Source organism: Agrobacterium sp. SORGH_AS 787, assembly GCF_030819035.1.
GTDB classification, from domain to species: Bacteria; Pseudomonadota; Alphaproteobacteria; order Rhizobiales; family Rhizobiaceae; genus Agrobacterium; species Agrobacterium larrymoorei_B.
Genome location: NZ_JAUTBG010000003.1, coordinates 207,981 through 234,446 on the forward strand (window position 1 = coordinate 207,981; position 26,466 = coordinate 234,446).

Consider the following 26,466-nt stretch of genomic DNA (forward strand, 5'->3'; position numbering starts at 1 on the left):
TCCAGAGGGGAACAGCTGCTGCGACGGAACTGGGAGGTGATCGTCATGTGCATCAGCTGAAGGCGTTATGCCCGAATTTTGACCAGATGGAAAACATTTATTGTGCAACACAGCTATGCAGCCGCTGCGTTGGTCTCGTCGGCCAGATCCTCCGCCAGCTGGGCCTCGATTTCGCGCAGCTTCAGCCGCTTTTCCTTGAGGTCGTCTGCGAAGGCGAAAGCCCCTCCGTCTCGGGAACGGTAGGACACCAATCGCCGCTCGGCGTCTCCAAGCCGCCGACGATACTGGTGCTGTTCCTCATCGAAGCCGCTGAGAGCATGCTCCAGCCGCGAGATGGCGCCGAGCGGCGTCACTGTGATCGCCAGATCGATCTCGTAATCGGCGCCGGTACGCTGGAGCAGCGTCTCGTAACGATAGCCATCGCCCTTGCCGAAGCGCTCGCCCTCATAGACCAGATCGAAGCCGCCGATCGTTGCCAGATGCACCTCGCCTTGCTTCTGCAATTGCAGAAGTGTGAGGATCTCCTTCATCAGCGCGCGGCCCGCCTCCTTGCGCTCGGTATAATCTTGTCCAAGAACCACCATCGTAAAGGCATCGCCGCCTGTCGACTTAAGCCGCACGATATCCTGACCGATCTCGGCGATACGCCTCGTCGAGACCTCCATCTCACGCTCGGCATCGCGCATCTGCCGACGGACGGCATATTGATCGTCTTCGTGGGCGGCCCGCAAGCGTTCGAGCCGAGCAATATCGGCTTCCAGCCCAGCCTTCTGCATCAGCCGTTCGTCACCTGACGCAATGGCCTTGGCCATCGCGAACTGGCTGGCAGCGCCCTCGCCGATATCTTCCAGGCGGCGGATCGAGGTATCGCCAGAGAGGGCGGCGGCGATGAACCTCGCCTTGCGCTCGTTGTTCTGCCACATGGACGCGTCGAGCGAGCCCTCAGTGGCATAGGCGAAGATATCGACCTCGTCGTGCTGATTGCCCTGGCGGACGATCCGTCCCTCTCGCTGCTCGATCTGTGCGGGAAGCCATGGCACATCGAGATGGTGGAGGGCCTTGAGACGAAGTTGCGCGTTGACGCCGGTGCCCATGGTTTCCGACGAACCGATGAGAAAACGCACCTTGCCTGCGCGGACATCGCCGAACAGCCGCTGCTTAGCCTCGGTCTTCTTGTAGTCTTGCATAAAGGCGATTTGGGACGCCGGCACGCCGAGCCGGACCAGTTCGTCGCGGATGAAGCGATAGGCCGAGAAGCCGCGCGTTTTCTCGACATTGATGGTGCCGAGATCGGAAAAGATCATCTGGGCGGCGCCCGGCAGCTCGAACTCTTTGCCATCCGGGCGTCGATAGATGGCCTCACCAGTCTCCTGCCAGATCCTGTAGGCATTGCGGATGAGAAGATTGAGCTTGTTGTCTTCCTCATTCTCGATCCCCAGCATGACGAAGCGAAGATCGATGGCCGCGTGACGCCCATCGGTGATGACCGAAAGCAGAATATCGTCGCCGGGCTTGGCCGGCCCCTCGCGCTGTTCGATCGCCTTTATCCGGGCGTCGAGCGTCTGCTGATAGGTCTTAAACAGGGCGGTCGGCTTGGCCGTCAGGATCTGCCGCCGCCCGGTCGAGATGTTGGGCACCTTCACATACTGCCGGAGATCCTCCGGCATGACGACGTCGGCGAACGACCGGAACATGGCGATCAGCTCGGGCACGTTGACGAAGGAGGCAAAGCGGCTGACCGGCTTGTATTTGCCGGATGGCTGGATTTCGAGCTCGGTCGTCGTGTCGCCGAAGCAGGATGCCCAGGCATCGAACTCGTGCAGGCCGCGCTCGTAAAGATCCTCAGACCCAAGCAGGCGCTGGATCGAGAACATCTCGCCGAGCGTGTTGGTGATCGGCGTGCCGGAAGCCAGCACCAGCGCCCGGCCGGGATTCTTCGTCTCGATATAGCGAGACTTCACATAGAGATCCCAAGCGCGTTGCGAACCGTTGGGATCGATACCCTTCAGCGTCGACATGTTGGTGGCGAAGGACAGTTTTCGGAATTCCTGCGCCTCATCGACGACGATCTGGTCGACACCAATCTCCGAGATCGTCAAAAGGTCGTCCTTGCGGGTGGCGAGACCTTCTAGCCGCTCCTGCAATCCTTCCTTCAACCGCTCGAGACGCTTTCGTGAGACGCGGTCCTCGCTATCGACTTTGGTGAGCAGATCCTCGTAGAGCTGCAATTCGTCCTGAATCATCTGTTGTTCGAAGGTCGAGGGCACGGCGATGAAACGAAACGCCGAATGGGTGATGATGATCGCATCCCACGTCGCGGTCGCCGCGCGCGACAGGAAGCGAGCGCGCTTGTCCTTGGTGAAGTTGGTCTCGTCAGCGACCAGAATGCGGGCGTTCGGATAGAGCGCCAGAAACTCACGGGCCGCCTGCGCGAGGCAATGGCCGGGAACGACAAGCATAGCCTTGGCGATCAGACCGAGCCGGCGCTGTTCCATGATGGCGGCTGCCATGGTCATCGTCTTGCCGGCGCCAACGGCGTGGGCGAGGTAGGTCGAGCCATCGGCGATGATCCGCCAGATGCCGCGCTTCTGGTGGCCATACAAAGTAAAGGCGCCAGAGGCGCCGGGAAGTTTGAGATGGGAACCGTCGAATTTGCGTGGCGCGATGTTGTTGAAACGATCATTGTAATCACGGGCCAGCCGGTCGGTACGATCGGGATCGGTCCAGACCCAGTCCTGGAAGGCTTGCTTGATCTTCTGCAGCTTGTCGCGAGCGGCTTCGGTGTCGACGACGTTGAGCACACGCCGCTCGCCATCGGCATCTTTGAAGGTATCGAAGATCTGCGGGACCCGGCTATTCAACGCATCCGCGAGCAATTCCCCGGCATGGCGCCGGCTGGTGCCCCATTCAGACGTGCCGGCGGCGCTGTAACCGAGCTGTCGGGCCTCGACCGTCCAGGAGCCGAGTTCCGGCATATGGTGGATGCGGATATCGACTTGCATCCTTTCTTTTACGAAGGCCACGACATCGGCGGCCGGAATCCAGGGGGCGCCGAGACGCGCGGTGATGTCGGAGGGCCGGAGATCGGCAGGCTGGACATTAATCAAGGCGCGGACATTCCGCCCAAAAGCCGGATCGAGTTCGGCTGCCGCTTGTGCTGCGACGAGCTTGGTGCGGACGGGCCCGGAGAGATAGGCATCGGCCGTCTGCCAGGATCCGTCGGCCGGGTCGCGGAACACCTCGTCGCCGAGTTCGTCGAGCACGGTCGCAGGATTGCTGTGGAGCAGCTCCGCGATGTGGTCGATATCGACATGACCACGCTCATTCAGCACGACGGCGAGCGCATCTGCCGGCGACGTGATCTTCGGCGCCGCCGGCGGCGCAATCACACGTTCGGAAAAAATCGGACCCGGCCTCGCCGTGTCGGTCTCCAGATCGTAATCCTCGATCGACGCGACCAGCCAGCAATCGGGATCGTCGCGGAAGGGTGCGAGATTCGGCTGGCGATGGGTCTCCTTGAGCTCGCCCGTCTCCGCATCCTCCTGGATGGAGACGGTGGTATGGTTGATGGGGCCGAAGTCGCGGACGAAACTGGACCAGGCAATCCGCAACCGAACCTGAAGGTCACGCCAGGGCCGGTCCGTTTCCTGCGCCTTCAGCACCTCGCGCACGGCGTCACGGATCGGGATCAGCTTCGAGATGATCCGGATATGCTTGTCGGAAACTCCGTCACCGGAGCGACCCTTCCGCACGTTGACCGACACGGCCGCGCCATCGAGCATCTGCATCAGGCCCTTCGACCGGTCGAGGAAGAAGCTGCCTTCGCGGATAGCGCTGTCTCTCGGCTGCAGATCAACGATCTCCCCGAGTTCGTCCTCCAGATCGATATCGATGGGCGTCGGCTCGCCGTCGTAGAGATCACTCGGCAACAGATCGATCGCGGCGGCAAGGGCGGCTTCGAGACCCTCTCCAGCGCGCGGCAGGCATGTATAGGCCTCGCCGAACGGTCCGGAGGTCAACGCATGGGCGCCAAGCACGAAGTCAGGGTGCCGGGCGAACCACCTGTTGACGCGGATCGCGCCCTCGCCATCCGTCGCCGGGCAAACCTCCTCAACGTCGAGCCAGGTCTGGTCGCCTTCGGGCTCACCCGCCTTCCGCTTGCGGAAGAACAGGATGTCGACGACGACATTTGTGCCGGCGTCGCGGCGAAAGCTGCCCTCGGGCAGACGAATGGCCGCGATCAGATCGGCCGACTTGGCGAAATGCTCCCGCGCCGTCGTATCGGGCTTGTCCATCGTGCCATGTGAGGTGACGAAAGCGGCGATCGCGCCGGGCTTTAGGAGATCGATCGACCGCGCGATGAAATAGTCGTGCAGACGAAGACCGAGCGACCGGTAGGCACGGTCCGAGCGGACGGTTCGATCGGAAAAGGGTGGGTTCCCGATGGCGAGATCGTAGATCGGCGCCAGATCTGTGCGGGCAAAGTCCCCATTGATGATCCGCGCCTTCGGCTGCAGCAGACGGGCGATACGGGCGGTGACCGGATCGAGCTCGATCCCGGTCACATAGGCTGCGTCACGATAGGCTTCCGGCATCAGCGCCGGGAACAGGCCCGTGCCGATGCCAGGTTCCAGGACGCGGCCGCCGCGCCAGCCAAGCCTCTGGATGCCCGCCCAGATCGCCCGGATGATGAACTCCGGCGTGAAATGCGCATACTGTGTGCTGCGGGCGAGCGACGCATAGTCGGCTTCAGAGACCGCAGTCTCAAGTGACGAGCCGAGGTCGTCCCAGCCCTGCCGAAAATCGACCTCGCCCGGGCGGCGGAACATGCCGTTGGCGAGCTCGCCGGCGCCAAAACCGGTGAAACGGATCAGCTGCGCCTGCTCCTTGGGCGTCGCCGGCCGGTCCTGGCTGGAGATGTCATTGGCAACAAGGATCGCCGCAACATTGGCACGGGCACGATCCTTCCAGGACGAAGGTAAAGCACGGCCACCCTCGAGGTAGAAGTTTGCCCGAAGGCCGGCGTGCCGGGCAGGTGCAGCTGTAACTGGCAGAGCAGGCGCTGGCGCCGGCGGCATGGGATCCGGATCGTCGTCATTGGCGGCGTCAGGCGAGAAGCTGCCGAAGGCGGTGACGCCGAGCCCAAGGCCGGACGACAGCGCGGTGTTGCCGAACATGTCGAGCGTGAAGTGATCGTTGCTCATGATAAATTCTCCTTGTGAAGGCGTGCGTCATCGGTCCACCGGTGGAATTCGGCGGCGAACGGACGCTGATTGATGTTGAAGATCCCGCTGTGAGCCGGGACGTTACGACCACTCGATGATGAGGAGTTCCATCGAGTTGGCGTCGAAGGTGATGCCGAGATGCCTGGCATTGGGGGTTGCAGCGATCATGGCCTCCAGCTGCGCGGCAGCGATGAACTCGACACCGTCATCGCCGCCGAATGTCTTACGCTTGACTTGGAACCAGTCGTCGTTCGTGCGGGGGTCGCATTCGAGCGCGTAAGCAACGAGAGGCCTCTCGCCGTCCGGCAGTTTGCCGTTCGAGCACAGGTAGACACCGTGATCACCGACCAGCCAGACGCCCGGCTGCTCGTCGCGACCGGGATGGAGACCGTAGTGCGGATTGCGAAAGCCGCCATTGGCTTCCGCATCGGCGCGTCCGCGGGCGATGACCGCCCGCACGGAGTCGATCGGAAAGGAGAGCATGACTAGGTCCCCCTCACGCCGCCAAGGCGTCCGGAAGATGACGCAGTTGCACCGGCAGCTTGGCTGCGATCTCGTCGTCGGTCAGGTCATCAAGCAGCTTCAACCCGGCAGATCCGGTATCGCTGAAGAAAGTGATGACACGCTGACCCGGCAAATACCGCGGGGAGGTTTCGTCGGCGTAGCCTCGAAAGGCGTCTGCGGTGGCACTCCAGATGTGCTCGAGCCGCTCCTCCCGCGTCATCGCCCTCACGGGGCGCGTCTCCCGTTCGATGATCGCCAGCCGCATGGCTTCCACCGACCGACCGTCGGAGAGATCACAATATCCATGGAAGAAACGGATGACCCCGTCGATCCGCAACGCGAAGAACACCGATGTAACGGATCCGATCAGGAATTCGCGCATCGCGAACATCGAGCCCCGGATCCACAGCGGCGGCAGGATCTCGAACATGTAGTCATGCTCGCGCTCGGCGATTTCGAACCAGTCGCCTGCATAAAGCGCGCTTGCGTCGCCCTCGAAACGGTTTGGACGCTGTGCGTGCCGATCGAACATGCGGAACATCTGATGGCGGTCGGCGGCGCCCTGGTAGACTTTACGGATTGCGGAAGGGGTGTTCATTGGCGGCTCCTTTGGCCCTGTCCGGACCGAAGTGCGGTGCTGCCCGACGGCTCACCATCCTCTTCAGTCCTTCATGACCCCTCCCCTCAGGCCGCCTCTCCGTCCGGACGGGTCAAGGGCCGCTCTCAAGCGGGCGAAGCTTTACCCTTGACGTGGCCGGCGAGCATGCGGCAGGCCTCCTCTTCCTCCCCTTATTTTGCTTTCGTTCTTTTCTTCTTCCCGCGCTTTCAGCGCGTCATTCCAGTCCTCGGCAGGCGGCTTCAGCCGCAGCCAGTCACAGCCCACCTCCACGGCGATGTCACGCAGCCGGCCGGCAAAGATCTCGCCCTGGCTATTGGCGTCGGTCGCCGCGGCCAGAACTGCACCCGGACGTACGGCCAGCCTGCGGACCGCCGCGTCCGTCGCCGGCGACCATCCACCGCCGGTGCTGAGGTAGAGGCTGCCCTCGCGAAGTCCCTCAAACACCGCAAGGCTCATGGCGTCTATCGCCGCTTCGGTGACGCAAAGACGCGTCGCGTCAGACGCGCCAAGACGAAACAGGATTTTAGAACCGCCTGTCGAAAAGCCGCGCCAATCTGGACCGCGCTCCTCCCAGCCAGTAACAACGCCATCGTCATTGACATGCGCGGCCCACATGCTGCCGTAAGGGCCTTCCCGGAGCCCATTACTGCGGATGGCCTCCTCGATGATCGTTACCGGGAGGCAGCGCTCGGTTCGCAGATAGCGCCAAGTCATTGATCCCTGCCACGGCCTACGTCGTGTTGCCCAGCGTTCAGAGACGGAACTGCTGTGGGCGCGCTTTCCGGCCGGTCGAGACCAGGCAGGATCCCTGGCGACGATGCCGACAAGAGCGGCCACCCGGTCGAGCGCCTCGACGAAGGTTACGCCGTCCAAATGCTCCGCCAGACCGAAGACATCGCCTTTTGCGTCGGACAGTGGATCGAACCATCCCCGCCCGCCATGGATGACGATGACGATTTCCGCACCGCGTCGGTACTTCAACGCTTTGCGGGTGCTTTCCTTGACGTCGATGGCAAAACCGGCCTGTTCCAGCACTGCTGCGCACGGGACGCGGTCCCGAACTTCCTCCAGTCTCTGTTTTTCCATTATTTTACTCGGCGCTTGGCGCCGCCCTTCTCTCCAGATTCATGTCTCCCGCAATTTGCGGGACCGGTTCCGGCGGCCGCGAAGAGCAAAGGGGGCAAGGGTGCGGCTGGCAATCTGCAGATTTGCATTCCGCTCCGGATGACCTGCCAGCAGCGGCGCAGCTTCCCTTGCCGCCTGCCGCTCGCAAGCGGCATCAAGGAGAGGAAATGCCGGCTCAATGAGCCGGCCAGGGGTGGAATTCATGCACGATCTCCAGATCGTCTTCATCGTCGAGTTCGTCGCTCGGCAGAACGCCGAACTCGTCGCCGGACCTGAACAGTGTGACAGGAACCATGAGGGTGCGTGAAAGCTGGAAGGCATGGTTCTGCGCAAGAGAAAGATCGGTGTTCATCTGAGGCTCCATCTTTGGAGCGGGCCATTCCCGCTCGATGGCTCCCGTCAGTGTCCGGAACCGGTCGCGATCACCGCGAAGGCAAAGCCGAAGCGGCCGCAGCTTGCTAGCGGACCCCGTCAGCGGGTTGATCGACGGAGATTCGGGGCCGGACCAGGAAGCCATCCATCAAGAGCGGGATTGGGACGCCTCCATGGAGACAAACAACGATCGTGCTGATGCGGATCTTGATGTAGCCCTCGATACTTGATGCTACCTTCTTTTCGCTCCGGTCATCAGGTCAGGGTCGATGCCTATGACTGCTGGAGGCGGATCACAGACGACGTGAAGCCGCGAACGCTGGAGGTCCGCGATTGTGAGTCATGAGGAGCCGCCTCTTGAAAAGCCGACACACAACCGATATATACCGAGCGTAGTCGAGAGCGCTGATCCGTCCGTGCGTTGAACGATTGTTTCACTCGGCTTACCGAATTGGAGCGGACCGCATGCGGTCCGCTTTTTCGTTTCAGGGGGATTCGTTGCATCTACTATATCTCGACGCGTCTGGTCATTCGCATGATCCAAGCTCGGACTTCTTCATTCTTGTCGGCTTCAGCATATTCGAGCGCCAAACGCATTGGCTGGAGCCCAGATAGATCCTGTCGCCGCGCGCTTCAGCCCGGCCAATCCTCGAGAAATTGAGTTCCACGGAAATCCAATGCGCTCGGGCAACGGCACGTGGAAGGGTGTGGCGCCGAATGAAAGAGTTCAAGCCGTCGTCGACATCTTGTCGCTACTGCCCGACAAGCAGTTGCAGCTGAAGGTATATGCCTGCGTCATCGAAAAGAAGCTCTTTTCGCCTGACGACATTTTGGCTCGTAGTTTCGAGAATGTGGCCTCGTGTTTCGATGGGTATCTGAAGACACTCTATAAGAACAAAGAACCCTCAACGTGGCTTGGTCATCCTCGACAAAAGCAATTATGAGGAGAAAATCCAAACGTTGTCTCATGTGTTCAAGCACGTGGGAGATGCCAACGGGCAACTTCGCAACTTTGCAGAAGTCCCGCTTTTTCTGGATTCCATGGCATCGCGCCTGATTCAGATGGCGGACTTGATCGCCTACTGGATTTTCCGCCACTTTCAGTCAGGCGATCAGCGCGGCTATAACCTCATAAGGCCATACTTTGCCCGCTATGGCGTCGGACCAGTCTCGGGCCTGCGTCTTCATGTAGCGCCCGAGACAGAAGCGCGGCTCGCATCTCTTCCCGATCCAACTCAACCATTACCAAAGGCAACGCCGAAAGGTATTGTCGCCGACGTACCCCAAATTTCCACGCTTGAGGCTTGAAGAGGTGCCAGGTACCTATGCCCCGTTCTGGGGTTCTGCACCTCAGATTTTAGTGGAAATTCCGGGCCTTCACCTTCAGCGTATCGATATGAAGATCGGGGGTGAACATGTCTCGTGGCACAACCGGCTTTGGCCTGTCGCGTGGATCCGGCCCCCCGCCATGAGCAAATTCATCGCCTCTCCCGGTCGGCAACCTGAACTCCATGTCGCGATCAGCTAGTCCTACCAGATCGCCTGAGAGATCGAACAGCTGCTGCGCGACGAGATGCACGACCTCCCCCTCCCGCTGGATCCGCCCGTTGATCGCCATCATCGAGGACCCGAGGACGATCCGCCGGCGCCTCTCGAAGAGGGTGGGCCAGACGACAACGTTGGCCGGTCCTGTCTCGTCCTCGATGGTGATAAACATCACACCCTTAGCCGATCCAGGCTTCTGCCGCACTAAGACCAGCCCTGCGGTATACACCCAACGACCGTCCCTTGCATTCATTGCCTCCGCGCAGGTGACGATTTTGCGTGCCGAAAGGTCCTTGCGCAAGAAAGCAACCGGATGCTGCCTTAGCGTCAGGCCGGTATGGCTGTAGTCCTCTATGACATTGTGCCCCTCGGTCATCTGCCGAAGCGCCACCTCCGGCTCTTGCTGCTCCGCAATCACCGCTGCCTCGCGTTCGGCGGCGGCAGCAAACAATGGCAAGGGCTCATCGCGCAGCGCCTTGATCGCCCAGAGCGCATCACGCCGTTCCAGTTTGAGTGAGGGCAGAAACGCATCGGCCTCTGCCAGCTGGACAAGTGCTTCGGTTGGAACACTGGACCGGCGCCACATATCATCGACCGAGGCGAACGGGCTGTGCATGCGCGCCGCGACGATCCGTGCTGCATCCGCGACCGCCAGCCCCTTCACCTGCCGGAAACCCAGCCGAACAGCATGTCGATCAGTGCCGCCGTTCCTTTCCAGCGTGCAGTCCCATCGCGAGCGGTTGACGCAAATCGGCCTCACCTCAACGCCATGCTTGATGGCATCCCCGACAATCTGGGCTGGCGCATAAAAGCCCATCGGTTGGCTGTTCAAAAGAGCTGCACAGAAGACATCCGGGTAATGGCACTTTATGTAGTTGGAAGCATAGGCAATCAGCGCAAAGGAGGCGGCATGGCTTTCCGGAAAGCCGTAGGAGCCAAAACCTTCAAGCTGTGAAAATGTCTTTTCCGCGAACTCTGGCGAATATCCGTTCTTCACCATTCCCGAGACAAGTTTGTCTTTGAAGCGGGAGACGCCGCCAGTGAACTTGAAAGTGGCCATCGATTTGCGCAATTGGTCAGCTTCGCCGCCGGTAAAGCCTGCACAGACCATGGCCACTCGCATTGCGCTCTCCTGGAACAGCGGCACGCCTAACGTCTTGCCAAGCACCGCCTTTAACTCCGGAGTGGGATACTCAACCGGCTCCTTGCCTTCTCGGCGGCGAAGATAGGGATGCACCATATCGCCCTGGATCGGACCGGGACGCACGATCGCCACCTGCACGACGAGGTCGTAGAAAGTGCGAGGCTTGAGCCGCGGCAGCATCGCCATCTGTGCACGGCTCTCGATCTGAAAGGTGCCAAGCGTGTCGGCCTTGCGGATCATTGCATAGGTCGCCGCATCCTCCTGGTGGAGATTGGACAGATCGAGATCTTCGCCTCTGTGTTCGCGGATCAGATCAAAGGCCTTTGCCATGCAGGTGAGCATGCCCAGCGCCAGCACATCGACCTTCATGAACTTCAGTGCCTCGACGTCGTCCTTGTCCCACTCGATGATCTGGCGGTCCTTCATCGTCGCAGGCTCGATTGGCACGAGATCGTCGAGCCGGTCATGTGTGAGAACGAAGCCGCCGGGGTGCTGACCGAGATGGCGCGGCGCACCCATCAGCTGCTGCGCGAGTTTAAGGGTGAGCGCCAGACGCCGGTCATCGGGGTTGAGATTGAGTTCCCTGATGTTTCGGTCGGGAACTTCTTCCGACCAGGACCACATGCCGGATGACAACGCCTTGATGACATCCTCCGGCAGGCCAAGCGCCTTGCCGACGTCGCGGATGGCACCCTTGGCCCGGTAACGGGTGACGGTCGCGCAGAGCGCCGCCTTGTCTTTCGTATAGGTCTTGTAGATCCACTGGATGACCTCCTCGCGCCGTTCATGCTCGAAGTCGACATCGATGTCCGGCGGCTCGTCTCTTTCCTGGCTGACGAAACGTTCGAAGAGAAGATCATTGGTCGAAGGGTCGATCGATGTGATGCCGAGAATATAGCAGACAGCGCTGTTGGCAGCGGATCCCCTGCCCTGGCAGAGAATGCCCTGGCTTCTGGCAAAGCGCACGATTGAAAACACGGTCAGGAAGTAGGGCGCGTATTTCATGACGCGGATGAGATCGAGTTCGTGCCGGACAATCTTCAAAACATCCGGTGGCAGGCCTTCCGGATAGCGATCTGGCGCACATTTCCAGACATAATGCTCCAGCGAGGCTTGAGCATCCTTGCCCGGCACGATGGCTTCCTCCGGATATTGGTAGGTTAGCTCCTCAAGCGAGAATGTGCAACGCCGAACGATTTCCATCGTTCGTTCCAGTGCTTCAAAATAGCGAGGAAACAACCGCTCCATTTCTTCTGGCGGCTTCAGATAGCGATCTGCGTGTCGCTCTCGCTCAAAGCCCACGTCATCGATTGTCGTATTGTGCCGGATACAGGTGACGATGTCCTGCAACTGTCGGCGACCTGGCTCATGAAAGAGCACATCATTGGTGACGACGGGCTTCACCTTGAAACGCGTGGCCAGATTGGAAATCTCATACAAACGCATCTGGTCGTTCTGACGTCTGCGCAGGCATAGTGACACGTAGGCTCGGTTGCCGAATAGCTCCGCTATCTTGCGAAGCTGTGCGGCGCATGTCTCATCCGGCAAATCTGGCACTAGAATGCCTATCATACCTTCCGAGTAAGCGACGATATCATCCCAATGCAGGATGCAATTGTTCTTGCCGCCGCGCGATTTACCGAGCGTGATAAGCCGGGTTAAACGCGAATAGGCCGCACGATCCGTCGGGTAAACCAGCAGCGACATACCGTCAGCCAAATCAAGGCGACAGCCGACGACCAGACGCACGCCGGTGGCGCGGGATGCTTCAAGTGCACGCACTATCCCAGCGAGCGAATTGCGGTCGACAACGCCGAGTGCCTCGATCCCTAGGATTTTGGCAGTCTCGAACAGCTCCTGCGCAGAGGATGCGCCGCGCAGGAACGAAAAATGGGTCGTGACCTGCAGCTCTGCGTAGCTCATGCGAAGATCCCGTGGCAGAACCAGCGATGAGAACCAGTCTCAGGATCGACCCCATCGCCGGAGCGAAAGACCCATAGCCGCTCCCCGAATTCGTCCTCGATGACGAAGTAATCGCGAACCGCCTCCATCTCGGCATCACGCTGCCACCATTCTCCAAAAATGCGCTCCGGACCATCGGCACGCTTGACCTTGCGGCGTTTTCCGCGCCAGACAATCGAAACCGGGGGGCGGTCAGGTAGGAGGGCGATCGCCTCGATCAGCTCCGGATGGAGTAGGAGCCGCGCTGGCCTGCGCCAGTGGCTGACCCACGCTACGATGATAGGGTCGGCTGCGGGTCTGATCCGCTGGACGGAGCGTTCCGGCACATCGGACGCGACGGGTGCAACACGATAAACGCGCTGTCCCCTATTACCGTAGATGTCGATCAGCGGTGTCACATCGGTGATGTCATCCGAAACAAGAGCGGAGAGCTTTTGTACGTCTTCCAGCGTTTCCGTCATGACAGCGACCAGAATCAACTTTTCGATCCCGAAACCCGGTTCGATCTTTTCTGTCCGGTCTCGGAATAGCTTCGTCAGCCAAGCGGCATCGCGGGCGGGCTTGGCCGTTCCTGCGCGAATTGCCTGTCTGGTGCCATCAACCTTTTCGGCGATGAGATCAGCACGGCGTACGCCAAGTCCGCGCTTTTGTAGCTCGTCGATAAGTTGGAGGACGAGGCGGCCAACATATTTGTCGATGGTCTCGGCGGCTCCGATCGGCTCAGCAAAGACTTTGGATACCTCTACCAGTTCTGGCGTCCGGATCGGCTCGATTGGCTCGGCGATACGACAGAGAATCTGGTCGAGGCGGCGTCCAACCTCAGGCCCAAAACGCAATGTTAGCGGCGCGCGCGCAGTGTTGGCCAGCTCGCCGATCGTTTGGAAACCGAGAATGCGCAAATCTGAAACTATTTTTGCTGGCAGGCGCAGAAGCGAAATCGGCAATTTCCCGACGGCACGGACTGTCTCGCCCGGTGGAACGACGATCGTCTCGCGGGTAATAGCGCGAGCGCAGGCATGCGCCGCACCCCAGGTGTCTGCGACGGCCACGCGCGCCGTCAGCTTCTTTGCCAGGAACTGGTTGGCGATCTTTGTCACCATCGGCAATTCACCACCCTGCAGATGGTCGGCACCTTCGGTATCCATGACGATGCCATCAATCCCGTCGACCGCAACTATAGGCGAATAGATCGTCAGCGCCCAAAGCGTGATCCGCTCGAGCGCAACCAGATCAGCTTCGGGATCTGCATCAATTAACATCAAGCCACGAAACAGTGACTGTGCCTTTGCCGCTGGCATGCCGACATGCAGCCCTGCCTTTCGTGCGTTTGCGTCTGCAGCCGATACCCATCGCTTCGGCCCGCTCCTGGCAATCACAGCGATTGCCTGGTCACGCGGAATAGAAGGATCGGCTCGACGAATACGATCCGTCGGCAGATCCGGAAGATAGATCGAGACGACCCTTGTCATCACACGCCCTCACGAGAAACTCAGCACACTCACCCGCTTTCACGCGCATCAATTCCAGAAACCATCGAGGCCTACCGACCCCAGGTACCGGCAGCTCATCCGACGGCATCACGCTGACGCGCCACCTGGTGGTGGAAGCCGTTGGCTGGCCAAAATCACTCGCCTCCGACTGCCTGCGCCATCGTCGAACCGCAAGCGCCATCGTCCCTGTTCGCTCGGCTGCCAAGTGCAGGCGGCGGGAACTGACCATCGGCAAGCGGACGAGCTCGCCGACAACGGCACCAAGGCCCCCAAAAGAAAGCCCCTCCTCCATATTGGCCAGCACATCCTCTTCTCTGTCGGACTCCACGAAGATGACGCGGTCGGGATGGAGACCGACCTGAGCAAGCGCTGGAAAGAACAGATCCGGCCTCGTCAAACACCAGACGACGGGACCTTTGGTGCGCGCGGCAATACCGGCAACAAAGAGCGCGGCCGCTGCTCCGTCAACGGTTCCAGAACCGCCGCCCGCGAATTCATGCAGCGCGCCATACGCCAGGCCACCTCCCGGAAGGATTTCGTCAATCTCATCGACGCCGAAAGGTAGGCACCCCGCCTTCTTCACGCCCTCTCCTTGAATGGAAGAGATGCGCTCTCGCAGATCAGTAATTACTTGATCGCGGGCAGCCGACATCGGTTACGAATCCTTCCGAAATCGCAGTTGGAACAGGGACGACATCATGTCGCTAGAACTTGATTGTTCCCCTTCTGTTCCGTATCTTGTCCGGCGTCAAGACGCCTGAAAATAAGGAATCTCGGCTAAAGATTAGCAACACTGCAGATTCGTGAAGTTGAATCAAAACCGTAACGAGATTCTACATGGCGCCTTTGGTGGAAAATATTTTTGTCATCATGGAGGGATGTGGATATCCGAAGTCCTCAGAGATACCGAAGTAAGTTGGTATAGTGGCCAGGACGCCCAAAATCACACCGACGCCCGACAGCGAGCGCAGCTACACGCTGAAGGACGTCCGCCTGCCCAACATCGAAATCGAGTGCATCCGGTGTGAACGCGTTGATAGCTTAGAAAGAAAAGCGGCTGTTGCGAAGTTCGGGACCAAAGTGAGCTTCTCCAAGCTCCGCCGGCGCCTGGCCATGGGTTGCGACCGCCTATGCCATCCCGACGGCGACCTTTGCGAGATGAGGTTTCGATGTCTCCAGTCGCGGGATGCAGATGGCTAGGCGCCCGACCTCTTTGCAAGAAGCGTGAAATCGAAGATGAGAGGAGCATAGACTTCGGATTGCAGGAATTCTCCCCGACCTCAATCTGTTCGTTTAGATCTCGCCCTTCGGCTTCTTGCCTGTAGCATCTTCAATGCCTTTCTCGGCTTTCTTCTTGAGTTCCTCGCGATCCTTATCCGCATCTTCACCGGTGCGGGCTGCGTCGCTGGACGGGTCTGGCTTCTTGTCACTCATGGATCTTCTCCTTTTGCTGACCATCCAACCAAAGCAACGACAGAACGTTCCCAAAGAACCACCGACTCTAGAGTGGCGCAGTCGGGCTAGCCATCCGCCGTGCCTCAATCGCATCGCGCGCCGCGTACAAGGCAGGGAGGGTCGAATGCGCCAGCCCATATCCCGACATGCGCCGCTTGGGCTTCCAACTGTTGGGGGGCGTACCGGCCACCCGAATACTTCGGCCAGTCGATAGCATGCCCGTTGCGCACCATCCACGTGTTGACGTCCGTACCGTCGGCGCGCACGCAATAGCCCACGATCCGGTCGTAGCTGGTACCAGTCGCCGTGCATTTCGTCGGACGCGATTTTGCCAGGAAGGCATCCAAAGCTTTTGCGCTTGCTTGACCGCACCTGTACGCGCTGCCGGAAGCGTCCTCGCAGATCTGCCTGCTCTCTGGTGCGTCGATGCCTTCGAGGCGAACCCGCACGCCATTTATCTCGATCGTATCCCCGTCGATGACGGATGCCCGCCCCGTGATATCGGCCGGTGCAGCAAGCGAGGGAGTGAACGCCAAGGCCAATACGAGCGAGGTTGTCTTGATCATGTCATGCTTCCAAATTGAGCCTACGTTTGGAGATATTCCATTCGCTTCGTGAAAGAGATAGCTCAAGAGCTACCGATTACGGCGTCCTGCGCACTATCTCTTCAGCGCTACAAAGGCAAAGGCGAACGACAGGATGCCCGGTTGGCGACGCCGATATTTGTTAAACTCCGACATACCCGCGCGCGCCGATTAAATCGTTCTTGACTCTTCCGCAAACAAGAACATAAACAGAACGTCGATGGCGCGAAAGGCGCGTGCTTCCGACAACAACATGCAGAAAATTGAACTTCGAAAACGGGGATGAAGACGTGCGCTCGACGCGGGAAGATCCTGTAGCAGATCCAGTTGCCCACCTCGTAGCATGGCACGATGGGGACCACCGAGCTGCGATAGAGACGTTGATGGAGGACGTGCGGCACCTGCGGGAGCAGCTTGCATTGGCAACCGCGGCCATGAGCGCAGGATATACGAGAGGATGGATGCCCGACGAGGAGCGCAATTCCCGCTGAAGGCGAGCAACGCGGTCGTCGCCTAAGGCGAGGATTTCCGTCGTGTTTCCGAGGCCTCGAGGTGCTGCGGCGTCTGGATCACCGTGGGCTCGCCTGGAGGTACGAGGGCGCCGACTTGATCACGTCGAGAACGACCCAAGGCAGGGCGCTTGACGGCCTTAAGAAGCTTCTCCGATGCAGCAAGTGCAACCACGAGGGACTCATGGAGTTGTCCGTAGCCAAACTTCCGAGGTGACGCATGTGCAATCTTTATCAGGTCAGAACCAATCAGGAAGCAATGCGGGACATTGCTGGGGCGATGAGCGAGAGGCTGAACCTTGGACCAGAAGTCGAGGTCTATCCCGACCGCCCTGCCCCGGTTATCAGAAACCGTGACGGAGTGCGCGAGCTTGTCGGCCTCACCTGGGGCATGCCGACCCCGCCGAACATTCTTGGCGATCGACCGGATACAGGCGTCACCAACATTCGCAACGTAACGTCGCCACACTGGCGCCGATGGTTAAGGCCAGAGAGCCGTTGCATCGTGCCATGGACGCGGTTCTGCGAGTGGGAAGACACAAAGCCTCGAAAGACTAAGCGATGGTTCGCGATCGACGACAGCGAGCCGCTTGCATTCTTCGCCGGCATCTGGACCGACTGGAATGGCGTGCGCGGATCAATGAAGAATCCGCGAGAAGGTATTCACGGGCTGTTCGGCTTCCTGACATGCGAGCCTAACGACATCATCAAGCCGATCCATCCCAAGGCAATGCCGGTCATACTCACAACGCGGGAGGAGGTCGACGTATGGATGAATGCATCATGGGAAGAGGCAAAGACGCTTCAACGGCCATTGTCTGATGAGCGCTTGATTCTGCTGCCTGTTGAGGAAGTGACGCAACAAGGAACGCTGCTGTGAGCGATGAGAAGGCCGGAGACGGAATCCATATCAACCATTACTGCTCTCATCCAGGCTGCAAGAAGTGGGGTGGTCTCGGCTATTCCAACAACAAAATCGATACCCCACAGTGGTGGTGCTCGGAGCACTATCCGTATTGGGACATTCCGCGGTCCGCGGCTCGTTGAGCTTCAACGACAACGCCGCCACAAAACGATCAAGATTCATTCAGCCGTGGTTCACTGGACCGAGAGCTAAATCACTCCACCAAACGAGGAGTGATAGAAATGCGCAAGTTAGTTCTAGGCGCGGTGCTTTTGTTAAGCGGTCTGATGGGATCAAGTGCGAACGCAATGCCCATGGCGCAACCTTTAGCGCGGGATACGACAGACATCCAAACGATCGATTACGCTTGCGGGCGCGGGTATCATCTGTCGCCACGCGGCTTCTGCCGGCCGAACGGTCCACCGCGCTACGAACGCGAGTGGGGTCGTCGTGGAGATTGGGAAGCTCGTCGTGAGTGGCGAGAACGCCAGGCAAGACGAGAATGGCGCGAGCGAAGAGCATGGGAACGCGAACGCGAGTGGCGAAGAGGCGGCTATGATTACCGCGAATATCGCTGGTAACGTGTTACGGCGCTGGGACACGCGGGCACAACTCGGCAGTGGCCTATGCCATCATGCCAGTCGCGTCCTTTAACGGTCGACTCGAAAACAAGGCTGTGCTCTCTAGGATTCTCGGGAGCACAGCATGCAAAAGTTTCTTTCTCGATCCGTAGGGCTTATTCTGATCTTTTGTCTGATGGCGGCGTGCACCCACACTCAGCGTCCCATAAGGTATCCTGGCAACTGCTACTCGCCGTCCGATCTAGCCGCCGATGGGAGTCTTTGCGGACGTCGTGCGGCGTCGCTGCGTCCAGGTGGCTATTAGGATGAGAATCTCTTTCCCCTCTCCCGCCCCCACGTTGGGCGACGACATCGAGGAAGCCTTACGCAGCGTCGCCCAAGAACTCGGCTACAGCCGTGAACAATTGCTGCGGGTTATCGTCAGAGAATGGTTGGAGCAAAACGCCTACCTACCGGTCTTGGATCAAAACGACGAAGGTGAGGCTGACGGCAATCCCTAGCGGCTGATGGCGGCCCAAATGAAGGCCGCCATCCACCATCTCGGCTCAGTTCACAGGCGTCGCGCCGGCAGTGCCGCATTTGGCGAACTTGCCTTTGGCATCCTTGCACTGGACCTTCTTCTTAGTCGTCTCGCATTTGACGAACTTGCCTTTCGCATCGCGGCACTGCTCGGCGCTCGCCGGCGCAGCGGCGAAAGACGTGAGTGCGGCGACAATCAAAACCGACTTCCACATTCCCGAATCCTCCTTGGCCGTAATTGGCCGAAGCCATGGTTACAAGATGATCAGGAAAGCTCAAGCGGCGAGCGTGGTGCGATGAAGGATGCCTCTTGTAGATACCGCGCCTTTCGGTTGGGGACTTCCAATAGGGATCCTGGACGCCCCCTTTCGCCGGCGCCTATTCGAAACGGTCGCGAAGAAAGATCGCGGCATCTCGGGCTTCTTCCGAAGAGATCGTGTGACCGACGCCAGGATAGATTTTTGACGTCACGGCAAACCCCGCCGCTTTGAGTTGGTTCGCCGCAGTCGTCGTCGCAGCGGCTGGTATGGTCCTGTCAGCAGAACCATGCATCATAAAGACTTTCGTTTCGACAGAAGACGAAGTCGGCGGCAACGGCAACAGTCCTGCGAAAGTGACGAGCGATCCGACCTTCCAGCGGCCCGAAGCAACCGCATCCAGCGCCATGATCGCGCCTTGCGATACCCCGACGAAGGCCACCCTGTCGAGCGCGTTTTCGAACCCTTCGTGTTCGATGATCTCGGAGACCACGCCGTCGAACGCTCGACGCGCTGCGTCGATCCGCTCAGGACGCATGGTCTGGTCATCGACGGCGAACCACTGACGACCGCCTGACCTATGTGGAAACGGCGCGTCCGGAGCGACGAATGCCGTGTCCGGAAGCGTCGCCTGCCAGGAATTTCCCACCGCCTGCATAACGGACCCTCGTCCTCGGATCCCGTGGAACAGGATCACCAGATGATCGGCGCGAACCACTCCTTTTTGAGAGGCGGTTTGTTTCTGGGTGCGTTCCGCCTGCACAATTTGCAAAGGCTTCCCAGCAGGGTCGACCGCCTGGGACACGAGTTTGATTCCTCTGTTCGCGGCCAACACTCGATCCGGATTCGCGACGAGGTAGGTCGCGCCGACAAGGATGATGAAAAGAGAGACTAGGGTCGCGAGATGTGACGACGTCATGGGGCTTTCCTGTTGCATCCAATCAACCTGCATTCCGAATGTTCGTTCCGCTTCGCTGCCAGACCGGCACTGACATTCTCGTTATGGTCACGGTGTCCCTCGAAACGGCCAAGCCCCTGAGGACGAGGTAAAGGAGCTGATTTCTCGCACCGTCGAGAAGTTCGGACGCTTGGACGTTCTCGTCAACAATGCGGGTGTCGTCGCTGAAGGCGACGTCGGCACCCTGACGACAGACGACTGGCGTAGAGTGATGGCAACGGATGTGGATGGCGTCTTCTACGCCAGCCGTGCAGCGATCCCGCATCTGAAGACGTCGCACGGCTCGATCGTCAACGTCAGCTCGGTGTCCGGCATAGGCGGCGACTGGGGCATGGCCGCCTACAACGCCGCCAAGGGTGCTGTCACCAATCTCACGCGGGCTATGGCTATGGACTACGGAAAAGACGGAGTTAGGGTCAATGCGGTGTGCCCAAGCCTGACACATACAGGCATGACCGAGGAGATGATGGACGACGACAAGCTGATTGCGAAGTTCAACGAACGGTTCGCACTTCAGGGACCGGGAGAACCGGAGGACGTCGCGGCGGTGATCGCATTTCTTGCAAGCGACGATGCCCGCTTCGTCACAGGTGTCAACCTGCCTGTGGATGGCGGCATGTCGGCATCCAATGGTCAGCCGCCCCAGTAAACTTCGCGCGGCCCCTCATCAAATTTCCCTAAGGGGCCGCGGTGCGTTCTATTCGACAGGTCTTCCCTCTTCCGCCGCCGACCAGTCATTGGCCGGCTCATCAATGGCTTCATCGTCAGCGGGATCCGGGTCATGCTCATGGGCCACCATGAGGGCGTTGACCTCGACGACGATCATACTGCAGGCGTCCTCGTAACTGACGCCATTTACGACGAGGCCATCAACCAACTCCTCCAGCTTGGCGCGGACCTCGCGCTTCCAATCGTCGATCATTTCTCTCTCCTTTGTTTTGCTGTCATCTCAATCAGTTCTATCCAAACCGGCGCGTGGTCACTGGCGTGGTCCCAGCCCCGAACATGCACGTCGACCTGGGCTCTCACGAGTTTGTCGGCGAGATCCTGGCTGAGCAAAAAGTGGTCGATCCGGAGGCCGGCGTCGCGTGCGAATGCATTTCGGAAGTATGCCCAGAAAGTATAGATGCGGTCGTCTGGATGGAGGTGCCGCAGTGCATCCGTCCAGCCTTGGTCCACTAGATCGGCATATGCTTTCTTCACCTCCGGACGAAACAGTGCGTCGTCGATCCAGCGCGCCGGTTTGTAGACGTCGAGGTCGGTTGGCATGACGTTGAAATCGCCCACGAGCGCGACTGGGACACCGAGCTCTAACAGTTCGGCCGAGTAGGAATGCAGCCGCCGAAACCAATCCAGCTTGTACTGAAACTTCGGCCCAGGAACCGGGTTGCCGTTTGGCAAGTAGAGGCAGCAGAAGACAATCCCGTCGATGACGGCCTCAATGTAGCGGCTTTGGCTGTCATCCTGATCGCCGGGAAGTCCTCGTCTTGTCTCAAGCGGCTCCTGACCTCGCGCGAGAATGGCAACGCCGTTCCACGATTTCTGTCCTTGCCACACTGCGCCGTAGCCAGCGCGCTCCAACTCCTTGCGAGGAAACTTGTTGGAGGGCGCTTTAAGTTCTTGAAGGCAGACGACGTCAGGTCTCGCCTCATCAAGCCAACGAAGGAGGACGTCTAGGCGGCCGTTGATGCCATTGACGTTGAAGGTGGCGATCTTCACCTAGGCGGTCAGCGTTTGCGGTCGCCCTTGTCGCCCTCGCCCGATTTCGTATCGTGCTTTGCGTCATGGCGTGCGTCGGCCGAGAGCGAGCGGGAGACGTCAACGCTCTCCTTGAACTTCCCGTCTTCGTCGCGGCGGACATAACGCTTGTCGGTGCCGGTATCGATCAGTTCGCGCTTGGTCATCACAGACCTCCTTTTTTGAACAGGTTGCAAAGGCAAACGCGCTGCGAGCCTGAAAGATGCATTCGAATCAGCACCATAGGAGAGACTCGCATAACGAGCGGGCACGGCCCGCTAAGTCATTGAAAAACGATTCATTTTGCCCGGAACGATTCGCGCGGCGATTCGGTTTGAATCGCGTCGGTTGTGTCAGGAGTACGCGTGCCATGGGTTCCCCGAGAGCAAACTGGAAGGGCTTCATCAAATTCGGAGAGGTGTCGTGCCCCGTCGCGCTCTATACCGCGGCGTCAGCCTCGGAGCGCATCGCCTTCAACACCCTCAACAGGGCGACGGGAAATCGGGTCAGGCGAGAGTTCATCGATGGCGAGACCGGAGAGCCCGTCGAGAAGGGCGATCAGGTGAAGGGCTACGAGACGGAGAACGGTCACTACATCGTCCTCGAACCCGAGGAAGTCGCAGCCGCCGTCCCGGATAGCGACAAGACTCTGGCGATCGAATCCTTCATTCCATGCTCCGAGATCGACACCGTCTACTTCGACAAGCCCTACTATCTGACGCCGGACAAGATGGGCACGGAAGCGTACGTCCTGCTTCGCGATGGCATGAAGAAGGCCAAGGTCGCAGCGATCGCCCGTACGGTGCTGTTTCGCCGCCTGCGCACGGTGCTCATTCGTCCTCATGGCAAGGGCCTCATCGCCTCTACTCTCAACTTCGATTACGAGGTCCGATCATCGCAGGAAGCGTTCGAGGATCAACCGGACGTCAAGAGCGATCCGGAACTGCTGGAGATCGCCGAACTCATCATCGAGAAGAAGAAGGGCAGCTTCGACGCCAGCGCCTTCGACGACCGGTACGAGGAAGCTGTGACGGAGCTCGTCAAAGCCAAGATCGAAGGACGTTCGCTTCCGAAGAAGAAGGCTGCTCCTGCGGCGAAGGCCGTCGATCTGCTGCAGGCGCTACGCGAGAGCGCGGGACTAGGCGCTAGGAAGACCAAATCCAGCCGAACCGCCGCCAACGCCAATGCTGGCACAAACACTGCAAGAACAAAGAAGGCCGCCGGCAAGGCGAAGGCTCCCGCAGCACCGACCCGTCGCGCAGGTTAAGAGGAGATCGTCATGGCTGTTCGTCCTTATTGGAAAGGTCATTTGAAGCTCTCTCTCGTCAACTGCGCGGTTCAGATGATGCCGGCGACGTCGGAGAGCGAGAAGGTTCGCTTTCACACTCTGAACCGTGCCACCCAGAACCGCGTGGTCAGTCACTACGTGGACTCTGTCACGGGCAAGGATGTGAAGGAGGAAAACGAGGTCAAGGGCTACCCGCGCGGCGAAAATGACTACATCATTCTAGAAGATGACGAGCTGGAAAACGTCGCTCTGGACAGCACCCGGACGATTGACATTTCAACCTTCACGCCACGAGACACGATCGAGTGGATATGGCTCGATACCCCCTACTATCTGTCTCCGAGCGAAAAAGTTGCTCAGGAGGCCTTTGCCGTGATCCGAGATGCCATGGCGTCGCAGGACATGGTCGGAATTTCGCGACTCGTGATCTCGCGCCGGGAACGCGCCGTCATGTTGGAACCGCGCGGCAAGGGCATTGTCCTGTGGACGCTACGCTATGGTGACGAGGTTCGTGACGAAGACAACTACTTCGGCAGCATCGCGGATGAAAAACCGGACGCGGACATGATGCCGCTTATCCAAAAGCTGATCAAAAAGCAGACGAAGCCCTGGGATGCGAAGATGGTCGTCGATCCCGTGCAGGACCGTCTGCTCGACATCATCAAGGCGAAAAAGAAACAGCGGAAGAAGCCGGCCCGAAGCAAGGCGAAAAATCCCGCATTGCCTTCGAAGCCAAGCAATGTCATCAACATCATGGACGCTCTGAAGAAGTCCGTCGCCGCAGAAACACGGGCAAAATAGGGAGCCGTCAGGCGGACGCCTTGCGGGCTTTGTTCAGCCGCTTGATAGCTTGCTGCAGCGAGCGGTGGCCCTCGTTGTAGTCCGCCCAAGCCGTGCTGTTCTTCAGGAGACCCGGCACTGTCCTGACGGTAAAGCGCGTTGGATCGAGGTCAGCCCTCACCTGTGTCCAATTCAAAGGCATCGACACCGTCGCACCAGCACGTGCTCGTGGAGACAGCGGCGCGACCGCCGTCGCCATGCGGTCATTGCGCAAGTAGTCGAGGAATATCCGCCCTTCTCGTTGGTTCTTCGCCATCTTGATGAGGTAGAGATCCGGATTATCCCGCGCCATATCCTGACAGACGTCATGCGCAAAGCCTTTAGCCTCGTCCCAGCTCAGCCTCTTACCCCTGGATGTGGCAAGCGGCGTCACGACGTGCAGTCCCTTGCCGCCGGTCGTTTTGCAGAAGCTGACAAGACCCAGTTCTTCTAGCCGATCGCGTATCTCGCGCGCAGCGTCAACCACGGCCGAAAACTCGACATTCGGGCCGGGATCGAGGTCGAATACCAACCTACCTGGAACTTCCGGCTGATCGGGCATGCAGTTCCAGGGGTGAAGTTCGATGCCGCCGATCTGAGCGATGGCGGCAAGACCTTCGACCCGATCGATCTGGAGGTAAGGCTTCTTGTCACCAAAGACCGTCACTAGCTCCAGAAGATTGGATGTTCCGGACATGGCGTGGCGCTGGAAGAACTGTTCCCCACCGATGCCATCAGGACAACGAAGGATCGAGCATGGGCGACCTTTTAAATGATCGATCATCCACTCGCCGACAGCTTCATGGTAGCGCGCGAGGTCAACCTTGGTCACCGGCTTTTTGTCACCCGCGTCCGGCCAGAGCGCCTTGTCAGGGCTCGAGATCATGACGCCCATGACCTCTTCCTTTGCGCCCTTCCGAGATCGTCTGGATGGGGGCTTTTCCGTCTCAGGGTCAGGGACATCCGCGTCCGCTGGTGCTGCAGGCTCCTCGGCTTCCACCTCTGCGGCGGGCTTGTCTTCGCGCAAGCCCTTGAACGCACCCTGTCGAACCTGGCCATCCGCGGTCCATCCGGCGAACTCGATCTCGGCGACTAACTGGGGCTTAAGCCAAGCGATATCCTCCGTCTTCTTCGGCGCTCCGATCCCTGTGAAAGGAGATTTCGATGTTTCCATCTTCTGAAGCTTCGGCAGAAGTTGCTGGACCGTCTTGGCGCCGTAGCCCGTTCCGACGCGTCCAACGTAGACGAAGTGCTTGCCGCTGAAGACGCCCACAAGCAGTGAGCGGAATTTCCCGTTGGTCTTGGCGTAGCCGCCGATGACGACTTCATGGCCGGCACGGCATTTGGATTTCGCCCATGTCTTCGTCCGGCCGGACACATAGGGAGCGTCCGCCTGCTTGGACACTATACCCTCCAGTGACAGCTTGCAGGCCGACTTCAGGACGGCGTCGCCACCTGTCTCGAAATGCTCCACGAACCGGAGGCGAGGATCTTCGCCAGCGTCGGACATCAAAGATTCCAGACGGGACTTGCGCTCCGTCAACGGAAGCTCCCTCAAATCCTCGTCGCCCTCGAACAGCAGGTCGAATGCAAAGTATACGAGGTCGTCCGTCGTCCCTTCTGACAATGCCGCCTGCAGGGCCGCAAAGTCCGGCGCTCCCTGCTCATCGAGGGCACAGATCTCGCCATCGATGATGCAATCCGGAAGCGCTGACGCCGCCTCTGCAATAGCCGACCACTTCGACGTCCAATCCAGTCCGTTGCGGGTCTTCAGCGTGACCTCGCCATCGACGACGCGCATCTGGACGCGATAGCCGTCAAACTTGATCTCATGAATCCAGCCCTTGCCAGCCGGCGGACGAGTCAGGCTCTCGCAGAGTTGCGGTGCGATAAAGCTTGGCATCACCGATTTGGCAGGTGAAGACTTGGCTGCTTTTGTTCGAGCCGTCGTTGCCTTAGACGCTTTTTTCGTGCCAGCCTTGCGCTCCTCGGCGGCGAGACCTTCGTTGCTGTCCCACACCGCGTCCGCCTTGACCGTATCGCCCTTCGTCATGAAAGGCTTTGGCTTCTTCCCCTTGCCAGAGGCGATTGCCTCCATGGTTCGGCCGGAAGCGACGGAGGTCTGATTGTCTTCCAGTATGGCTGCGCCATTCTCGTCGACGGCGTGATCGTCGCGGTGCTTGATCAGCAGCCAGTTCGTGCGCTTGCCGCCGTCGCGGTCGTTGCGCATCCGCACTAGCACGAAGCTTCCACGGAGCCGTTCACCTTCAAATGTAAATTTAAAATCGCCTTTCGCCAGCGCCTGCTCCGGCGTCTTGTTGCCCTCCGGCTCCCAGTAGCCCCGGTCCCACAGCATCACCGTGCCGCCGCCGTACTGACCCTTCGGGATCGTCCCTTCGAAGTCGCCGTAGTCCAGAGGGTGATCCTCGACCTCGACGGCAAGCCGCTTATCGCCCGGATCAAGAGAAGGTCCCTTCGTCACCGCCCAGGATTTGAAGACTCCATCGAGCTCGATGCGAAGGTCGTAATGAAGCCGGGTCGCATCATGCTTCTGGATGACGAATCGACGTCGGTTGGACGCCTTGACCTCGATCTCTCCACTCGGCTCACGCGTCTGCTTGAAATCGCGTTTCGATCGGTACTTACTCAGATTGTCAGTCAACGCATCAACTCCATACTCAGCAACGACGGCGTAACTTCACTCAGCGTTCAAGACGGAGAACACTGCTCTCGAAGACCCAAACGATTTGGATTGCCGTTGGTTTCTGATCCCGGCGTCGGCGCAAGTTGATTATTAGCGATGGAAAAACGTTCTTCCCAACTTCGCAAGCTAGCTGTATGTTCCGCATTTGTTCGAGGGGTTATCTCT

25 protein-coding genes and 1 pseudogene are annotated in these 26,466 nt (G+C 59.4%); 10 read left to right on the forward strand and 16 right to left on the reverse strand.

From position 1 onward, the window contains the following. Nucleotides 1-113: 113 nt before the first annotated feature. The 5 genes from QE435_RS24485 to QE435_RS24505 all read right to left on the reverse strand — a co-directional run bounded on the left by QE435_RS24485 (nucleotide 114) and on the right by QE435_RS24505 (nucleotide 7,825). Nucleotides 114-5,204, reverse strand: a complete 5,091-nt coding sequence (locus QE435_RS24485; RefSeq protein WP_349043113.1) for a DEAD/DEAH box helicase family protein — start codon at nucleotides 5,202-5,204, stop codon at nucleotides 114-116. A gap of 102 nt (nucleotides 5,205-5,306) precedes the next feature. Further along, the gene (locus tag QE435_RS24490) at nucleotides 5,307-5,708 is read right to left on the reverse strand and encodes a DUF3085 domain-containing protein (RefSeq protein ID WP_349043114.1); all 402 of its coding nucleotides are present in this window, start codon (nucleotides 5,706-5,708) and stop codon (nucleotides 5,307-5,309) included. A gap of 13 nt (nucleotides 5,709-5,721) precedes the next feature. Continuing rightward, a complete protein-coding gene (locus tag QE435_RS24495; protein WP_349043115.1) occupies nucleotides 5,722-6,327 on the reverse strand; it encodes a DUF1419 domain-containing protein in 606 nt (201 codons plus the stop codon). Between the two features lie 141 nt (nucleotides 6,328-6,468). Beyond that, nucleotides 6,469-7,434 (reverse strand): DUF3991 and toprim domain-containing protein, encoded by a 966-nt coding sequence (locus QE435_RS24500; RefSeq protein ID WP_349043116.1) that lies wholly within the window; start codon nucleotides 7,432-7,434, stop codon nucleotides 6,469-6,471. A 214-nt stretch (nucleotides 7,435-7,648) separates the two neighbouring features. Next, a complete protein-coding gene (locus tag QE435_RS24505; RefSeq protein WP_025419229.1) occupies nucleotides 7,649-7,825 on the reverse strand; it encodes a hypothetical protein in 177 nt (58 codons plus the stop codon). Between the two features lie 697 nt (nucleotides 7,826-8,522). Here QE435_RS24505 and QE435_RS24510 point away from each other — a divergent pair. Both QE435_RS24510 and QE435_RS24515 read left to right on the forward strand, forming a co-directional pair. After that, nucleotides 8,523-8,789, forward strand: coding sequence for a hypothetical protein (locus QE435_RS24510; protein ID WP_349043117.1), 267 nt, complete (start codon nucleotides 8,523-8,525; stop codon nucleotides 8,787-8,789). Next, complete coding sequence (locus tag QE435_RS24515; RefSeq protein ID WP_349043118.1) at nucleotides 8,761-9,153, forward strand: DUF3800 domain-containing protein; 393 nt, start codon at nucleotides 8,761-8,763, stop codon at nucleotides 9,151-9,153. The genes QE435_RS24510 and QE435_RS24515 overlap by 29 nt, the downstream gene beginning before the upstream one ends. 49 nt (nucleotides 9,154-9,202) lie before the next feature. Here the strand turns inward: QE435_RS24515 and QE435_RS24520 are convergent, their stop codons facing one another. The 5 genes from QE435_RS24520 to QE435_RS24540 form a co-directional block, all read right to left on the reverse strand. Continuing rightward, nucleotides 9,203-12,457: an error-prone DNA polymerase gene (locus tag QE435_RS24520; protein ID WP_349043119.1), complete on the reverse strand. Its 3,255-nt coding sequence runs from the start codon at nucleotides 12,455-12,457 to the stop codon at nucleotides 9,203-9,205. Further along, a complete protein-coding gene (locus QE435_RS24525) occupies nucleotides 12,454-13,965 on the reverse strand; it encodes a DNA polymerase Y family protein (protein ID WP_349043120.1) in 1,512 nt (503 codons plus the stop codon). The genes QE435_RS24520 and QE435_RS24525 overlap by 4 nt, the downstream gene beginning before the upstream one ends. Then, on the reverse strand, nucleotides 13,886-14,638 hold the full coding sequence (locus tag QE435_RS24530) for an ImuA family protein (RefSeq protein ID WP_349043121.1): 753 nt from the start codon (nucleotides 14,636-14,638) through the stop codon (nucleotides 13,886-13,888). The genes QE435_RS24525 and QE435_RS24530 overlap by 80 nt, the downstream gene beginning before the upstream one ends. Before the next feature lie 641 nt (nucleotides 14,639-15,279). After that, a complete protein-coding gene (locus QE435_RS24535) occupies nucleotides 15,280-15,420 on the reverse strand; it encodes a hypothetical protein (protein WP_162734147.1) in 141 nt (46 codons plus the stop codon). Nucleotides 15,421-15,524: 104 nt separating this feature from the next. Then, entirely contained in the window at nucleotides 15,525-16,007 is a 483-nt protein-coding gene (locus QE435_RS24540; RefSeq protein ID WP_349043122.1) for a thermonuclease family protein, read from the reverse strand. A gap of 308 nt (nucleotides 16,008-16,315) precedes the next feature. Here QE435_RS24540 and QE435_RS24545 point away from each other — a divergent pair, with 308 nt between their 5' ends. The 4 genes from QE435_RS24545 to QE435_RS24560 all read left to right on the forward strand — a co-directional run bounded on the left by QE435_RS24545 (nucleotide 16,316) and on the right by QE435_RS24560 (nucleotide 18,519). Next, nucleotides 16,316-16,516, forward strand: coding sequence for a dehydrogenase (locus QE435_RS24545; RefSeq protein ID WP_349043209.1), 201 nt, complete (start codon nucleotides 16,316-16,318; stop codon nucleotides 16,514-16,516). A gap of 238 nt (nucleotides 16,517-16,754) precedes the next feature. Continuing rightward, nucleotides 16,755-17,414 carry an SOS response-associated peptidase gene (locus QE435_RS24550; RefSeq protein WP_349043123.1) on the forward strand — a complete coding sequence of 220 codons (660 nt, stop codon included), beginning with the start codon at nucleotides 16,755-16,757 and terminating at the stop codon, nucleotides 17,412-17,414. A gap of 266 nt (nucleotides 17,415-17,680) precedes the next feature. Then, on the forward strand, nucleotides 17,681-18,019 hold the full coding sequence (locus QE435_RS24555; protein ID WP_111851030.1) for a hypothetical protein: 339 nt from the start codon (nucleotides 17,681-17,683) through the stop codon (nucleotides 18,017-18,019). A 305-nt stretch (nucleotides 18,020-18,324) separates the two neighbouring features. Continuing rightward, the gene (locus QE435_RS24560; protein ID WP_111850999.1) at nucleotides 18,325-18,519 is read left to right on the forward strand and encodes a ribbon-helix-helix protein, CopG family; all 195 of its coding nucleotides are present in this window, start codon (nucleotides 18,325-18,327) and stop codon (nucleotides 18,517-18,519) included. 45 nt (nucleotides 18,520-18,564) lie between these two features. Here QE435_RS24560 and QE435_RS24565 read toward each other — a convergent pair whose 3' ends face one another. Together QE435_RS24565 and QE435_RS24570 are read right to left on the reverse strand one after the other, a co-directional pair. Continuing rightward, nucleotides 18,565-18,753: a hypothetical protein gene (locus QE435_RS24565; RefSeq protein WP_112360776.1), complete on the reverse strand. Its 189-nt coding sequence runs from the start codon at nucleotides 18,751-18,753 to the stop codon at nucleotides 18,565-18,567. A 163-nt stretch (nucleotides 18,754-18,916) separates the two neighbouring features. Next, nucleotides 18,917-19,453 carry a dienelactone hydrolase family protein gene (locus QE435_RS24570; RefSeq protein ID WP_349043124.1) on the reverse strand — a complete coding sequence of 179 codons (537 nt, stop codon included), beginning with the start codon at nucleotides 19,451-19,453 and terminating at the stop codon, nucleotides 18,917-18,919. 42 nt (nucleotides 19,454-19,495) lie between these two features. Here QE435_RS24570 and QE435_RS24575 point away from each other — a divergent pair, with 42 nt between their 5' ends. Both QE435_RS24575 and QE435_RS24580 read left to right on the forward strand, forming a co-directional pair. Then, a complete protein-coding gene (locus tag QE435_RS24575; RefSeq protein WP_349043125.1) occupies nucleotides 19,496-19,690 on the forward strand; it encodes a hypothetical protein in 195 nt (64 codons plus the stop codon). A gap of 154 nt (nucleotides 19,691-19,844) precedes the next feature. Then, nucleotides 19,845-20,402: pseudogene (locus tag QE435_RS24580) on the forward strand (SDR family oxidoreductase); the annotation flags it as partial. 48 nt (nucleotides 20,403-20,450) lie between these two features. Here QE435_RS24580 and QE435_RS24585 read toward each other — a convergent pair. The 3 genes from QE435_RS24585 to QE435_RS24595 are packed head-to-tail and all read right to left on the reverse strand — an operon-like array spanning nucleotide 20,451 to nucleotide 21,657. Further along, on the reverse strand, nucleotides 20,451-20,675 hold the full coding sequence (locus tag QE435_RS24585; protein WP_349043126.1) for a hypothetical protein: 225 nt from the start codon (nucleotides 20,673-20,675) through the stop codon (nucleotides 20,451-20,453). After that, entirely contained in the window at nucleotides 20,672-21,472 is an 801-nt protein-coding gene (gene xth, locus QE435_RS24590; RefSeq protein WP_349043127.1) for an exodeoxyribonuclease III, read from the reverse strand. Before xth ends, QE435_RS24585 begins: the two co-directional genes overlap by 4 nt. Nucleotides 21,473-21,480: 8 nt before the next feature. Then, a complete protein-coding gene (locus QE435_RS24595) occupies nucleotides 21,481-21,657 on the reverse strand; it encodes a hypothetical protein (protein ID WP_111851005.1) in 177 nt (58 codons plus the stop codon). Nucleotides 21,658-21,860: 203 nt separating this feature from the next. Here QE435_RS24595 and QE435_RS24600 point away from each other — a divergent pair, with 203 nt between their 5' ends. Both QE435_RS24600 and QE435_RS24605 read left to right on the forward strand, forming a co-directional pair. Further along, a complete protein-coding gene (locus QE435_RS24600) occupies nucleotides 21,861-22,757 on the forward strand; it encodes a Ku protein (protein ID WP_349043128.1) in 897 nt (298 codons plus the stop codon). 12 nt (nucleotides 22,758-22,769) lie between these two features. After that, nucleotides 22,770-23,579 (forward strand): Ku protein, encoded by an 810-nt coding sequence (locus QE435_RS24605; protein ID WP_349043129.1) that lies wholly within the window; start codon nucleotides 22,770-22,772, stop codon nucleotides 23,577-23,579. 7 nt (nucleotides 23,580-23,586) lie between these two features. On the opposite strand, the gene ligD is transcribed toward QE435_RS24605, so the two are convergent. After that, nucleotides 23,587-26,259 (reverse strand): DNA ligase D, encoded by a 2,673-nt coding sequence (gene ligD / locus QE435_RS24610; protein ID WP_349043130.1) that lies wholly within the window; start codon nucleotides 26,257-26,259, stop codon nucleotides 23,587-23,589. Between the last annotated feature and the right edge of the window lie 207 nt (nucleotides 26,260-26,466).